Below are 13904 nucleotides of genomic sequence, written 5' to 3'. Positions count from 1 at the left end.
GGAAACCGACGACGATTCGCTCGAGCGATTAGCGTCCACGCGTGGCTTCTGCCGATTGGCGCAACGGGCGACGGATTAAGGGACCGCTCGGGCGGATGATCCCGCTGCAGTACAGGCGGTCGCTCAATTTAGCGGCATGAGCGTTTTCGCACGGAAAACCAGTACCCCCTGTGCCGAGTTTAATCGTAGCGAATACAATGGGCACTGAGCATCAATCGAAAGTAGTCAAGAGCCTTTTCGACGGCTTCTACCACCTCTACCCCAGCCTCGAGCAGCAATGGGCATACTATGCGCGATACATCGACTTCATGCTGCGCGAGCTGGCCTCGCAGCCCTATCTCGACCTACGGTCCCTCATCGGCCATAAGGACTACTTCATCCTGAGCACCAATGTGGACACCCAAGTCGAGAAGACGTTTCCCACCGAGAGGATCTGCAACTATCAGGGAAGCTTCGCGCACCTTCAATGCAAGCAGCCATGCTGCGACGAGCTCTTCGATGCGAGCCCCTACGTCGAGCGCATGCTCGCGGGCATGGCGGGGTTCGAGGTCCGCAGCGAGGACGTCCCCCGATGCCCGCACTGCGGCTGGCAGCTCGTGCCGTGGGTGCGCGACGACACGTTTCTGCAGGGTGCGGCATGGCGCGAGAGCCTCGGACGATACGAGCGCTTCGTGCGCGAGCGCAGCGATCGCCGCGTGCTGTTGCTGGAGCTCGGCGTGGGCGAGATGACCCCGGGCATCATCACGCTCCCGTTCTGGAGCATGGCCGCAAAGCTGCCGGATGCGCACCTTTTGAGCGTAAACATCTCGGGCGGCTCGGCTCCGCTGCAGCTTGGAAGCAAGGCAGGGGCGATCCAGGCCGATTTGGGCGCACTGCTCTCGGTGGCGCGGACGGCGAAGGTATTTAAGCCTCCTTGTTAGTCTCTTTGAGATATTCCCCGTTGTCCACAGACTCCAACCACTCGTTGGAGGCTTCCTCGCCCAGAACCTCCAACGCGAGATGTGAGAACCAGCTGTCGGGTGCGGCTCCGTGCCAGTGCTTCACCCCTGGGGCAATGTTGACCACGTCGCCAGGGTGCAGTTTCTGCGCCGGCTTACCCCATTCCTGGTAAAACCCTCGACCAGTCACAGCATGCCGGCAGCGAGGTCAATGCGCATTCGCTCATGCTACAATCCAACCACCAGAGATGAAAACACAGTCCCCGTCGGGTAGTCGTGGGCGTGCGGGAGTCCGCATCAGTAACCTGCCTCCTTGGTTGTCCCTTCTCTGCATGGTCATCTACATAAAGGAGGAACCAACCATGCAGATCAGCGTGTCATCCACCCTGACCGTATATCATGACGGCCAATTCTGGGTCGGGCTGGCGGAGCATGTCGAGGACGGCAGATACGGCGCCGCCCGCATCGTCTTCGGCGCGGAACCGTCCGATGAGGAAATCCTGCAATTCGTTACAAGCAAATGGGCGAAGCTCGCGTTCTTCGGTGACGAGGCCACGGAAACAAGCAAGCCCGCGAAGAATCCCAAGCGACGCGCTCGCGAGGCAGCGAAAGCCCTTAAGCGGCCCGCGGTGAGCACCAAGGCACAACAGGCGCTCGCAGCACAGCGGGAAGCGATGAAGCGGGAGTCGGCTCAAGCAAGAAGCCAGCGTCGCGCGGATGAGGTGGAGGCGCGCTTCGAGCAGCGAAAGCTGAAGCGCAAGCAGAAGCATCGCGGGCATTGATCGCCATGTGCAGCAAGGCAAACCATATACAGCAGTGGGGCCAGTTCCACTTGAAGCCGACGCCGCGTAGACGCTAATGGTGACGGCTATGCACGGGCACGGGCGAGCCACTGCACTTCACAGCTTGTTTCTCAAGTTTCTCAAGCATTTGGGACGCACACGCGGCGTTCAAAAATGCGGAGCGACTCCGCATGGCTCGAGACTGAGCCGAGGTGCCCTACTTCTCGCCCTCCAGCAGCCCCACGATACGGTCGATGTCGACGGCGAAGCGGGGCCTTCCCTCGCGCTCGTAGCGGTCGAGGTACGCCTGGCACTCGGAGACAATGCGCTTGGTGTTGCCGTCGATGATGCGCTGGAGCGTCTCGTAGTAGGCCGAGCCCTCGGTCCTGAAGCGGCGCTGGTAGGACTTGGTTATGGGGAACATCTTGATGTAGTGGATGCTGTGGCGACAGCCGGGGCGCGTCGTGGGGCGGGGTGGCAACGCAAAGTACTGGTCTTTGGGCACGTTGGGGGCGATGTTGGAATGCAGCGGCACGGCGAAGTCCCTGCGCTTTCCGCGGAAACGCAGCCTCACCACCACGATGCAGGGGAGATTGTGCTTAAGCATGAGCTCGCGGTCGCCCTCGACGAGGTCGAAGAAGTCCTGGGAGATGGATACGACCCTCACCGGTTGCGCCTCTTCATACGAAGTGGGGCCCGCATCGCTGCAGGCCCCTACAGGTGGGCGATATTCTACGCCTTGCGGCACCCCGTCGCCCACGGAGGTTAAACGTACACGTAAGCCGTACTCTGAAAGCCGCGGCTTCCGGCAAGCAGTTTATACCACGAAAGGTCGCTTTCAACGCGCATAGCTCGCAAAATAACACTCGCTAGGCCGTCGCCCCTGGCCGTTACCCTCCAATCTTCATTGGAGTCAGCAGGTCAATTCATATAGTTATGGGGGTGTATCCTAAAGGAAATCAAATTAATACCCCCATAACTAAGGAATTTTCTATTCCCACTCAATGACTAGAGCCCTGGTGTAATTGGCTGGATCACCGTTCCGGGAACCGGTATCGACCTACCTGTCCGCCAAGCTCCTTCTTCAGCTCCAGCCTAGTATCTGATTCGCGCCGTTATAAGCGAAAACCGAAGAGATGCGTCTTAGCCAAGAAAAGAAGGTTAGCCTCATCTTACTGCATGATTCGTGTGTTATAGTTAGATGGCTCTAACTGTTTGGGGGCGACAGCCATGCACGAACGTGAGGGTTTCTGGGACAAGAACGCCGGTCGGTATGACCGTTTCATGCGAAACGACCGGGCGGCGTATGAGAAGATGTATGGGCTGATCCGGCCGGTGGTGAAAGCAAAGACCGTGCTGGAGGTTGCTACCGGCACGGGGCTTATCGCAAAGAGCGTCGTGGATGCGGCGGCGCGCATCGAGGCTACGGACGCCTCTGCAAAGATGATCCTTGAAGCAAAGCGGGACAATCAATCCGCAAAGCTGCACTTTTCCGTACAAGATATGTTCCGCCTGCCCTATGCACAGAAGTCCTTCGAAGTGGTGATCGTGTCCAACGCACTTCACATAGTGCCGCATCCGGAAAAGGCCCTGCACGAAATCAGGCGGGTGCTGAAGGACGACGGCGTGCTCATCGCGCCAACCTTCACCCACGCGGGGAACTCGGTTTCCGGCAAGGCAAAAGCCTTTTTCATGAGTATGGCGGGATTCCCCCTCCACAGCAGATGGACAAGCGAGGAATACCTGCGTTTCCTGCGTCAAAACGGCTGGGCGGTGCGGAAAAGCGCGGTGCTGAAGGCCTCGTTCCCGTTGACCTATGCGGAATGCACGAAATCGGAGGGGCCAGATGTCGTTCTTTGAAAACACCCGCAAGCCCGTGGGCCTCGGCGGAAAACTTATGGTTGCCATGATGAATCTGGGCCACAGCCCTGTGGCGCGGTGGGGACTTCGATTTCTACGACTTGCGCCAAATGCCAAGGTGCTGGATTGCGGCTGCGGCGGCGGGGCGAACATAAAACGGCTGCTGAAAAAATGCCCGCATGGCGTCGTCAAGGGCGTCGACTATTCGCCCGTCAGCGTGGAGAAGACTAGAAAGCTCAACCGAATTGCAATTCAGGAGGGGCGTTGCGCCGTTCTGCAAGGCAGTGTGGCGGATATGGTGTTTGAGGATAGCTACTTCGATGCCGCCACGGCCTTTGAGACCGTCTATTTTTGGCCTGATTTGCCCCGATGCTTCCGTGAGGTCTGGCGGACGCTGAAGCCAGGCGGGACAATTCTTATCTGCAACGAGAGCAATGGCGATACGGACAAGGACGAGAGGTGGACGCAGATCATCGGCGGCATGACCATCTACAAGGACATTGAATTAAAGGCATGTCTGGAGCAGGCGGGTTTTCACGAGGTGCAGATACACAAAAAGAAAAAGTGGCTCTGCGTCACGGCGCGGAAGTAGGGGTATCAAGCACGGGCATTTTTGCATCCATCCTGCACATGGCGATAGGCATGACGGTCATAGCGGCTATGCTGGCGGCAATTATGACAGTTTTTATTCACTGAGGAAGAAACCTATGAAATGTAAAATTGAGAAAAACACCGTGCAGGAGACGCTGATCCTCCCGCTGTATTCCCGGAAGCTGTGTACGGAGTTGTACCCGAACCTTTACAGGGATGAAACAGCGGTTCGTCTGCTCGACCAGATCGACTACGACTTTTCAGAGGCAGAGAAAAACTCCCGCAGCCTGATGCAGCGCTTTGGTGCGCTGGAGGTGGCCACACGGCAGAGTGATCTTGCTTTCGAGGTGCGGGATTACCTGAAAGGCCACCCCAATGCGGCGGTGGTCAATCTGGGCTGCGGGCTGGACAACACCGGCAGAACCTGCGACAACGGTAGATGCAAGATCTACAATCTGGACTTCCCGGATGTGATTGCCTTGCGGCAGCAGCTACTGCCCGCCGGGGATCGAGAACAAAATATCCCCTGCGACCTGAAAGACACCGCATGGTTTAGCAAAATCGATGCCTCCCGCGGGGCGGTGTTCTTTGCCTCCGGGGTGTTCTATTACTTTCTGACCCAGCAGGTCCGGGAACTGGTGCGGGGGATGGCGGACGCTTTCCCCGGCAGTGTGCTGGTCTTTGATGCTGCCAATCGGACGGCGGTAAAGATGATCGCAAAAACATGGCTTAAGACTGCAAAAATCAAGGATGTGGGGGCATATTTTGCGGTTTCGGATGCCGCCAAGGAAATCGGCACGTGGGACAGCCGTCTGCAGGTCACAAGTCGCGGCTATATGCTGGGCTACAACGATTTGAGAGACTCTTCTGTCAGCTGCTTTTTCCGGTTTCTCGCAAGGGTCGGTGACAACGGGATGAAAATGCAAATCGTGAAAATAAGATTTTGAGAGGCGAAAACGAAGCGCATTCACTTTGACGTCGAAGAAGACGGCTTTTACGGCGCATATTGGGCGTGCAAGGACACGCATACAGCAGCGGGCACGGATTCAATTGAAACCGTGCCCGCTATCTGATACTATATTATTTTATCGAACGTATGTTCTATTCCCACTCAATCGTCGCGGGCGGCTTGGACGTGATGTCGTAGCACACGCGGTTGGCGCCGGGAACCTCGGCAACGATGCGGCCGGAGATGCGGGCCAGCACGTCGTAGGGCAGCTTGGCCCAGTCGGCGGTCATGGCATCGCTGGACTCGACGGCGCGCAGGATGATCGGGCGCTGATAGGTGCGCTCGTCGCCCATAACGCCAACGGACTTAATATCGGGCAGGACCGCGAAATACTGCCAGCAGCTGTGCTCGGAGTTGCGCTCGCCGGTCTGCTCAAACAGGCGCTGGTTGTAGGCGTCGAGCTCCTCGCGCACGATAGCGTCGGCGTTCTTGAGGATCTCGAGCTTCTCCTTGTCGACCGCACCGATGATGCGGATGGCAAGACCCGGGCCCGGGAAAGGCTGACGGAACACGATGTGACCCGGCAGACCCAGCGCCAGACCAAGCGCGCGGACCTCGTCCTTAAAGAAGTGGTCGAGCGGCTCAATGAGGTCGAAGTGCACGCCCTCGGGGAACGGGATCAGGTTGTGATGGCTCTTGATGGTGGCCGTCTTGCCGCCCGTCTTGCGAGCGCCGGACTCGATGATGTCGGGGTAGATGGTGCCCTGAGCCAGGTACTTCACGGGTTTACCATCGGTCTCAAGCTGCTGAGCAACCGCGAAGAACTCTTTCCAGAACTGCGTACCGATGATGCGGCGCTTCTCCTCGGGCTCGGTCACGCCGGCCAGAAGCTCGGCATAACGGTCCTCGGCGTGGACGTGGATAAAGTCGACGTCAAACTGCTTGGTGAAGACCTCCTCCACCTGCTCGGGCTCGCCCTTGCGCAGCAGACCGTGGTTGATGAACACGCAGGTCATCTGCTTGCCTACGGCGCGGGCGCCAAGAGCTGCCACGACGGAGGAGTCGACGCCGCCGGACAGGGCCAGAATCACGCGGTCGTTGCCGACCTTCTCGCGGAACTCGGCCGTCATGGTCTCGACCAGGTTGTCCATGCTCCAGTTGGGCTCCAGGCCGCAGATCTCAAACAGGAAGTTGCTCAGCAGCTGCTGACCGTACTCGGAATGCTTGACCTCGGGGTGGAACTGCGTGGTGAAGATCTTGCGCTCGACGCACTCCATGGCGGCAACCGGGCACACGTCGGTGCTGGCGGTAACGGTAAAGCCCTCGGGCACCTCGGACACGGCATCGCGGTGGCTCATCCACACGGTCTGCTCCATGGGCGTGGAGTTAAAGAGCTTGGCGCCTGCCGTGCGCGTGATGGTGGCGCGGCCATACTCGCCCACCTCGGAGTGGCCGACCTTGCCACCGAGCGTCACGGCCGTGATCTGATGACCGTAGCAGAAGCCCAGGACGGGAAGGCCCAGGTCAAAGATGGCGGGGTCGATGGACGGAGCGTCCTCGGCATACACAGAAGCCGGGCCGCCGGAAAGGATGAGTGCAGAGGCGTTCATCTCGCGAATCTCGTCGGCCGAGATGTCGCAGGGAACGATCTCGGAATACACGTTGAGGTCGCGGACGCGACGGGCAATGAGCTGACCGTACTGCGCACCAAAGTCGAGTACGAGGACCTTTGCGGAAGCCTTTTGATCCATGGTTTCCCCCTCTTGTTGGCGGGGAGCCGATGCTCACCCGCGTGAATGAACGAAATAGCTTTCATAGTGTACACGTTATATGGGGTTTCTCGTCCCTCGCAACCATCAGCGCACGGCAAACGCACGACCTGGACCCCTATTTGACGGCAATTGAAGTGTTACCGAACGTTACAGATGATGTAATACGCTTGAACATTGGACGCCCTGTGCCACAATACTGCCGAACGACTCCGCCTCTGCGGCGGCAAATACGATAGGAATACCAGCATGAAGCGCATCCTTCTCATCGCCACGGGCGGCACCATCGCATCGACCGAGGACGGCAACGGCCTCTCCCCCGCCCTGACCGGTGAGGAGCTCGCCCAGAGCGTCCCCGAGATCTCGGGCCTCTGCGAGCTCGACGTGATGCAGCCCATGAACATCGACAGTACCAATATGCGCCCGAGCGACTGGATGCGCATCCGCGATGTCATCGTCGAAGGCTATGCCGATCACGACGGCTTTGTGGTCCTGCACGGCACCGACACCATGAGCTACACCGCGGCAGCGCTTTCCTACCTGATTCAGGACAGCCCCAAGCCCATCGTGCTCACCGGCTCGCAAAAGCCCATGGGCAATCCCTTTACCGACGCCAAGCTCAATCTGTACCAGAGCCTGCTCTATGCGCTCGACGAGCATTCGCACGATGTTTCAATCGTGTTTGGCGGCGTCGCTATTGCCGGTACGCGCGCCCGCAAGCAGCGCACCATGAGCTTTAACGCGTTTATTAGCGTCAACTATCCGCCCATCGCCTACATCCGCAACGACCGCATCGTGCGCAACGGGCTTCACGGCACGCATCAGGGCGAAAACCCGGTGCGTTTCTACGACAGCATCGACCCGCGCGTATTTGTACTCAAGCTCACGCCCGGCGTAAACCCGGGCATCCTCGACGCCCTTGCCGATAGCTACGATGCCGTAATCCTGGAGACCTTCGGCATTGGCGGCATTCCCGAGTTTGGCGAGTCCGGCGAGTCATTCCAGGAGGCGATTTTCCGCTGGGTCGATTCGGGTCGTACCGTCGTTATGACCACGCAGGTCCCCGAAGAGGGCCTCGATCTGGGCGTTTATGAGGTCGGCCGTGCTTACGCCGATCATCCGGGCATTCTGCGCGGCGATGACATGACCACCGAGACGCTCGTGGCCAAAACCATGTGGGCACTCGGCCAGTCACGTGATGCGGCCGAGATTCAGCGCCTGTTCTACAGCCAAGTCAACCACGACCGCATCCCGATGGCGTAATTCAGTTATCGACGGGTATCCCCTATTCGATCCCCTCGAGAAGCTCTGACACCGTCATGCCGAGTGCGGGCGCGATCTTAAATAGAACCTTGAGCGTGAAATTTGCCGTCCCATCTTCGATTCGGTCGAGGTAGGGTCGGCTGATTCCTGTCGCCACACAAAAATCAACCTTGGAGATACCAAGGTCCCTGCGTGTCTCTTCGACCCGCCTGCCAAGAATCTGTTTCGCACGTTCGTCCATGCAGCCGAGTTTGAAATGGAGCTGAACAAAAACGTAAACTATAGTTTACGTTTTGCCGAATACACAGGAGTTTTCTATGTCGGGTTCTTCGGTCCGCATGTACCGAGCCACGCTTCGCACAAACAGCGCACCGCCCAAGCTCGTCGTCGTTGAAGCCGAATGCCTTTCGCCCGATGAGCGCACAGCATTTGCATTGCTATCAAGTCGCGTCGCCGCCGTTCTGGTCCCTTGCCCGGCGCAAGGTGAACTTGCCATCCAATGCCAAACGCACAGCTGCCCGCTCAATCAGGCTGCCGTAATCGCAACCAGCCAACGCGGCCTGCCGCTCCTTCTAGAAGCCGGCATCGCACTCGCCCTTCGTGGCGCCGGATACGAAAACGAGACCGCCGCCGACATGGTCTTTAAACCACGATCGAGCGGCGGCCTCGCAGCAGCCATTGAATATGCGTGCAGGCTCGTTGCCTAAAAGGACAAGCTAAAAGCCCAAGCCAAAACCCGTTCCGGTAATCGCCGAGTACATAAAGTAAACGTTGATCACGTTGAGGAACACACCCGTGATGCAACCGTTGCGCAGGTAGCGCTCGCACGTAAGACGTGCCATCACAGCGGAGTCTTCGTTGTTCTTTGCTTGACGACCGGCAGTAAAATACGTCGCCACGCTCAGCAGCAGGTTGAGCACCGGCAGTGCCAGCAGCTCGTAGCTCTTGCCCCAGCGCGTCACCTCGCCGGCGGCGTTAAACTTCGTTGCCACCTCGGGACCAATGTTGGGGATCACAAACGCCGCTACCACCAGCGGAAGCACCGCAAGCACCAGCAGCGCGATACCCATGTAGCCGGCTTTTTTACCATATTTAAACATGCACGTCGTCCTTACACGTTAAAGCGGAAGTGCACGACGTCGCCATCGGCCATGACATAGTCCTTGCCCTCAATACGCAGCTTGCCAGCGGCTTTGGCGCCCTGCTCGCCGCCGAGCTCGATGTAGTCGTCATAGCCAATGACCTCGGCCTTAATAAAGCCGCGCTCAAAGTCGGTGTGGATGACACCGGCGGCCTGCGGGGCGGTCGCGCCCTGACGCACTGTCCAGGCCTTGACCTCCATCTCGCCGGCCGTAAAGAACGACTGCAGGCCGAGCAGCTTGTAGGCTGCCTGCGCGAGCACGTCCAGACCGGGCTGCTCCAAGCCCAGGCTCTCCAGGTAGTCGGCGGCGTCCTCGGGATCGAGCTCGGAAAGCTCGGCCTCGATCTTGGCGCAGATGGGCAGCGGCTTGACGCCGTCGATGGGCGCCAGGTCGTCGTTGAGCATATCCTCGTCCACGTTGGCCACATACAGGATGGGCTTCATGGTGAGCAGGAACAGGCCCTTGGCGGCGGCACGCTCCTCGTCGGTCATCTCCATGGATGCGGCGCGCTTGCCCTCGTTGAGCCAGACAAGCAGGCGCTTGGCCACCTCAAACTTGGGCATGAGCTCCTTGTCGCGCTTGGCCTCCTTCTCGAGCTTGGGCAGCTGCTTCTCGAGCGTGCCCATGTCGGCCAGGATGAGCTCGGTCATGATGGTGTCGGCATCGCCGGCGGGATCGACGAACTCGCCCGTGCGGCCCACCTCACGCATGACGTTGGGGTCCTTAAAGTAGCGCACGACCTCGCAGATGGCATCGGTCTCGCGGATGTTTGCCAAGAACTGGTTGCCCAGACCCTCGCCCTCGTTAGCGCCCTTCACCAGACCTGCGATGTCGACGAACTCGACCGTAGCCGGCACAATGCGGCCCGGGTTGACGATGTCGGCGAGCTTTTGCAGGCGGCTATCGGGCACGTCGACGATACCCACGTTGGGGTCGATCGTGGCGAACGGGTAGTTGGCGGCAAGGCCGGTCTTTTTGGTAAGCGCGGTGAACAGCGTCGACTTGCCCACGTTGGGCAGGCCCACGATACCGATGGAAAGGGACACGACAGCTCCTTTTGGTACAGGTACTTCAAACTGCATAAGTATAGCGCCGCCGCAGCATCCGGGCGAATCCGGACACCACGACGGCGCAAATGAAGCAGAGATGCGTGAGGGTTCGAGACAGTAGTCCTTACTTAAGCTCGGGCCAGAAATCCTTGTTGGCCTCGATGAGCTCGTCCAGGATCTGCTTGGCAACGCTCGCCGAAGGAATGGTCTTGGAGAGCGTGAGTGCCTGCCAGAGCTTCTGGTAGCTGCCCTCGACCCAAGCCTGGACAACGAGCTTCTCGACGGAAACCTGCTGCTCCATCAGGCCCTTCTGGAACTGCGGGATCGGGCCCTGGCAGATCTTCTCAAAGCCGTTGGAACCGACGATGCAAGGAACCTCGACCATGGCCGTCGGGTCGAAGTTGGGCACAGCGCCATCGTTGGGGACGATCAGCAGGAAGCGCTCGAGCGTATTCTCGGCCAGTGCGCAGGCAAGGTCGACGATGTAGTTGGCATGTACATCTGGCTCAAAGCCGCCGTCTTTGGCCGTACCCTTGGCGATGATGTCGCGGCAAGCGCCAAAGACCTTCTTCTCGCGGCCGTCCATAACCTCATTGGCGCGAGTATAGTTGGGGTCGGACGTCTCGACGACATAGTCCGGGTACAGGTAATACTTGAGGTAAGTATTGGGAATCGTCTCGGGATCGACAGCATAGACATCCTTGGCCTTGCCGAAGGTGTGAATCCAGCTCTCCTCGACATGCTGCTCCTTACCGGCCTCGTGCTCGATGCCGTCCAGGTAGCCGTTCTTAGCCATGTGCTCCTTAATCTGCGGCATAAGGTCGTTGCCGTCCTTGTCGTAGATTTTGCTCCACCAACCAAAGTGGTTGAGGCCGTAGTAGCTATACTGCAGCTCGCGACGATCCTTGATGCCGCACATACGGCTCATCTTATCCATAAGGTCGATCGGCATGTCGCAGATGTTGATGATGCGGCTGTTGGGGCGCAGCACGCGGCAGGCCTCGGCGACGATGGCCGCGGGGTTGGAGTAGTTGAGCATCCAGGCGTTGGGGCTGTACTTCTCCATGTAGTCGAGGATCTCGATGACGCCACCAATGGAGCGCATGCCGTAGGCGATACCGCCGGCGCCGCAGGTCTCTTGGCCAACGCAGCCGTACTTGAGAGGAATCTTCTCGTCGAGCTCACGCATAGCGTACAGGCCAACGCGGATGTGAGCAAGGACGAAGTCGGTCCCGGTGAATGCTGTTTCGGGGTCGGTGGTGTAGTTGAACTCAACCTCGGGGGCGTTCTCGTGGAAGTAGATCTCGCAGGCCTTGGCCACGGTCTCCTGGCGCTCGGCGTTGTTGTCGTAGAAGGTCACCTTGTTGACCGGGAAGCGGTCGCGCTCCTCAAGCAGCATCAGGGCAATGCCCGGAGTGAAGGTAGAGCCACCGCCGGCAATGGTCACGGCATAGTTTTTCTTGGACATGATGTCCTCCTCATTCTGGCCGCTTGCTCAATCCATCCCCGCACGCGGCCTGTACGGTTTGGAATTGTTACCTAGAAGTGGAGTTTTTTATCTCTAGAATCGGCCTTGCGGTGCATACCGGCTCTGCAAGGCCGATTGTTTCGATGGACGATGGTTTACAGAAGACTCTCGAACTTCAGAAGACTCTCGAACTTCTCGCGAACCTGCGGGACGGTAAGGCCGATGATGACCTGGATTGACTGACCTTGGACCACCAAGCCATGCGTACCGATCGCCTTGAAGGAAGCCTCGGGTGCAACGACGCTCTTGTCCTTGACGTTAACGCGCAGACGGGTAGCGCAGTTAGTTACATCGATGATGTTATCCGTGCCACCGAGTAGATCGAGGATGTTCTCGGCAAGCACCAAGCGCTCATCATCTTTACTCTGGGCGACCGATTTGCCAGCAGCAGCGCCCTGCTTTTGCTTGTAGTCGGCCTTGGACTTGAGCTCGACCTCAACATCGTCATCCTCGCGACCGGGGGTCTTAAAGTCGAACTTGACGATCAGGAAACGGAAGACCACGACCCAAAGGGCGGTAAAGCACAGACCGACAAGGATGGAGATGGTGTACTGCAGACCGTGTGCGGCCCAAAGGGGCAGCCAGTCCCACGAGAGCATCGAGATGATGCCGCCGTCGAAGATGCCCACGACGCCAAGGAGGTTTTGAGCCATGCAGCCAAGCGCTCCGAGCACGCAGTGGACGACGAACAGGCCGGGCGCGATGAACAGGAAGGTGAAGTCAAGCGGCTCGGTAATACCGCAAAGCATAGCGGTAAGGGTGACGGGGATGAGCAGAGCCTTGACGCGCTGCTTGCGCTCGGGCTTGGCGGTCATATAAAACGCAATGGCAACGCCAAGCGAGCCGAAGACTTTAGTCCATCCAGGGCAGGTATAGGCAGCCCAGGGTGCGGCATCCTTAAGAGCAATGCTCGGATCGGCAGCCAGTTGGGGCAGGATGTTAGCCCAAGCGGCAAAGATGCCGCCATTGACCGCCGCGTTGTCGTAATAGAACGGCGTATAGATAAAGTGGTGAAGGCCTGTAGGGATCAGCACGCGCTCGAAGAAAGCAAAGACGCCCACGCCAAACGTACCGGCGGAAAGGATGAATCCCTGGAAGGCGGAGATAGCAGCCTGAACATGCGGCCACACCAGGCAGGCAATAAGAGCGACCGGAACCATAACGAAGAAACCGATCATATAAATGAACACGGAGCCCGAGAACACGCCCAGCCACTCAGGAAGTTCGGTGTCGAAGAACTTGTTATGCAGCATCGTGGCGATACCAGAGATAATGAGCGCGCCCATGATGCCCATGTCAAGCGTTTTGATGCTTGCGATAGTGGCAAGACCAGTACCGCTGCCCGCCTCGACAGAGTAGTCGACACCAAAGACAGGGCCCCACTGCCCCAAGATTGTGCTTACAAAGTAGTTGAAGGTAAGGTAGATGGCCAAAGTCTCCATGCAGCAGCGAGCGTTCTGCTTGTTCGCGAGCGAGATTGGCAACGCTACGCAAAACAGCAACGGCATCTGGTTAAAGAGCGTCCAACCACCCTGGAGCAGCACATTCCAGCAATCAAACCAAAGATGACCCGCTGTGGCCATCTCGCCAAAGATCGCCTCGGTGGTAAACAACGTACCCAGGCCGACGACGATTCCGGAAAATGCGAAAAGAATTGCAGGCGTGTACATTGCACCGCCGAAACGTTGTATCTTTTGCATCATGACGGGGAATCCCCCTCTCTTCATTCGGAGCGCTGCGGTTTTGGCTTCACTCGAGACCGCAGACGCGCCGTTTGCGTGTACCTCGTGCAATAGGACGGGTGGGCCCGCTTCCCTGACTTCTTGCGCTTCTATTTTTATCATATCACTTATCTAGACAAGTTAGTATAAATACTACGGTCGGTAAACGGTTGATTATTGGCCGTAAACGGTATATGTCCAGTATTTCGCCTGCTAGATCTGATATAGGTGATAGCTGCAATTCATATTTCTTTTTTACTTGTCTAGATATGCTTGTCTATATCTGCAGACATACCTATACTTCATTACAAC

General features: G+C 58.2%; 14 protein-coding genes. 7 read left to right on the top strand and 7 right to left on the bottom strand.

Annotation, left to right across the window (positions count from 1 at the left end; all coding sequences use genetic code 11):
* Nucleotides 1–197 precede the first annotated feature (197 nt).
* Both DW913_RS07065 and DW913_RS07055 read left to right on the top strand, forming a co-directional pair.
* The gene (locus DW913_RS07065) at nucleotides 198–920 is read left to right on the top strand and encodes an NAD-dependent protein deacetylase, SIR2 family (protein ID WP_117798061.1); all 723 of its coding nucleotides are present in this window, start codon (nucleotides 198–200) and stop codon (nucleotides 918–920) included.
* Between the two features lie 380 nt (nucleotides 921–1300).
* Nucleotides 1301–1720: a YjdF family protein gene (locus tag DW913_RS07055; protein ID WP_117655556.1), complete on the top strand. Its 420-nt coding sequence runs from the start codon at nucleotides 1301–1303 to the stop codon at nucleotides 1718–1720.
* A 217-nt stretch (nucleotides 1721–1937) separates the two neighbouring features.
* Here the strand turns inward: DW913_RS07055 and DW913_RS07050 are convergent, their stop codons facing one another.
* Nucleotides 1938–2387 (bottom strand): hypothetical protein, encoded by a 450-nt coding sequence (locus DW913_RS07050; protein ID WP_117786445.1) that lies wholly within the window; start codon nucleotides 2385–2387, stop codon nucleotides 1938–1940.
* Between the two features lie 563 nt (nucleotides 2388–2950).
* Here DW913_RS07050 and DW913_RS07045 point away from each other — a divergent pair.
* The 3 genes from DW913_RS07045 (at nucleotide 2951) to DW913_RS07035 (ending at nucleotide 5118) form a co-directional block, all read left to right on the top strand.
* Nucleotides 2951–3580, top strand: a complete 630-nt coding sequence (locus tag DW913_RS07045; RefSeq protein WP_117786446.1) for a class I SAM-dependent methyltransferase — start codon at nucleotides 2951–2953, stop codon at nucleotides 3578–3580.
* Nucleotides 3567–4172 carry a class I SAM-dependent methyltransferase gene (locus DW913_RS07040; protein WP_055251058.1) on the top strand — a complete coding sequence of 202 codons (606 nt, stop codon included), beginning with the start codon at nucleotides 3567–3569 and terminating at the stop codon, nucleotides 4170–4172. Before DW913_RS07045 ends, DW913_RS07040 begins: the two co-directional genes overlap by 14 nt.
* Nucleotides 4173–4287: 115 nt before the next feature.
* Entirely contained in the window at nucleotides 4288–5118 is an 831-nt protein-coding gene (locus tag DW913_RS07035) for a class I SAM-dependent methyltransferase (RefSeq protein WP_117640126.1), read from the top strand.
* A 154-nt stretch (nucleotides 5119–5272) separates the two neighbouring features.
* Here the strand turns inward: DW913_RS07035 and guaA are convergent, their stop codons facing one another.
* Nucleotides 5273–6871 (bottom strand): glutamine-hydrolyzing GMP synthase, encoded by a 1599-nt coding sequence (gene guaA, locus DW913_RS07030; RefSeq protein WP_117635915.1) that lies wholly within the window; start codon nucleotides 6869–6871, stop codon nucleotides 5273–5275.
* A gap of 267 nt (nucleotides 6872–7138) precedes the next feature.
* Here guaA and DW913_RS07025 point away from each other — a divergent pair, with 267 nt between their 5' ends.
* The gene (locus DW913_RS07025; protein WP_117640124.1) at nucleotides 7139–8152 is read left to right on the top strand and encodes an asparaginase; all 1014 of its coding nucleotides are present in this window, start codon (nucleotides 7139–7141) and stop codon (nucleotides 8150–8152) included.
* 22 nt (nucleotides 8153–8174) lie between these two features.
* Here the strand turns inward: DW913_RS07025 and DW913_RS10295 are convergent, their stop codons facing one another.
* Nucleotides 8175–8393: a helix-turn-helix domain-containing protein gene (locus DW913_RS10295; protein ID WP_035136926.1), complete on the bottom strand. Its 219-nt coding sequence runs from the start codon at nucleotides 8391–8393 to the stop codon at nucleotides 8175–8177.
* Between the two features lie 76 nt (nucleotides 8394–8469).
* On the opposite strand from DW913_RS10295, the gene DW913_RS07015 reads away from it, so the two are divergent.
* Nucleotides 8470–8859: a hypothetical protein gene (locus DW913_RS07015; protein ID WP_117798060.1), complete on the top strand. Its 390-nt coding sequence runs from the start codon at nucleotides 8470–8472 to the stop codon at nucleotides 8857–8859.
* Nucleotides 8860–8868: 9 nt separating this feature from the next.
* On the opposite strand, the gene DW913_RS07010 is transcribed toward DW913_RS07015, so the two are convergent.
* The 4 genes from DW913_RS07010 to DW913_RS06995 form a co-directional block, all read right to left on the bottom strand.
* Complete coding sequence (locus tag DW913_RS07010; RefSeq protein ID WP_117798059.1) at nucleotides 8869–9252, bottom strand: DUF1648 domain-containing protein; 384 nt, start codon at nucleotides 9250–9252, stop codon at nucleotides 8869–8871.
* 11 nt (nucleotides 9253–9263) lie between these two features.
* Nucleotides 9264–10340, bottom strand: a complete 1077-nt coding sequence (gene ychF, locus DW913_RS07005) for a redox-regulated ATPase YchF (protein WP_117798058.1) — start codon at nucleotides 10338–10340, stop codon at nucleotides 9264–9266.
* Between the two features lie 127 nt (nucleotides 10341–10467).
* Entirely contained in the window at nucleotides 10468–11811 is a 1344-nt protein-coding gene (locus DW913_RS07000) for a 6-phospho-alpha-glucosidase (RefSeq protein WP_117798057.1), read from the bottom strand.
* A gap of 155 nt (nucleotides 11812–11966) precedes the next feature.
* Nucleotides 11967–13571, bottom strand: a complete 1605-nt coding sequence (locus DW913_RS06995) for an alpha-glucoside-specific PTS transporter subunit IIBC (protein WP_255415062.1) — start codon at nucleotides 13569–13571, stop codon at nucleotides 11967–11969.
* Nucleotides 13572–13904: the final 333 nt, after the last annotated feature.

The organism is Collinsella sp. AM42-18AC (genome assembly GCF_003467965.1).
Lineage (GTDB): Bacteria > Actinomycetota > Coriobacteriia > Coriobacteriales > Coriobacteriaceae > Collinsella.
The sequence above is the reverse complement of the archived record's forward strand: the minus strand, read 5'-3'. Positions and strand labels throughout refer to the sequence as shown.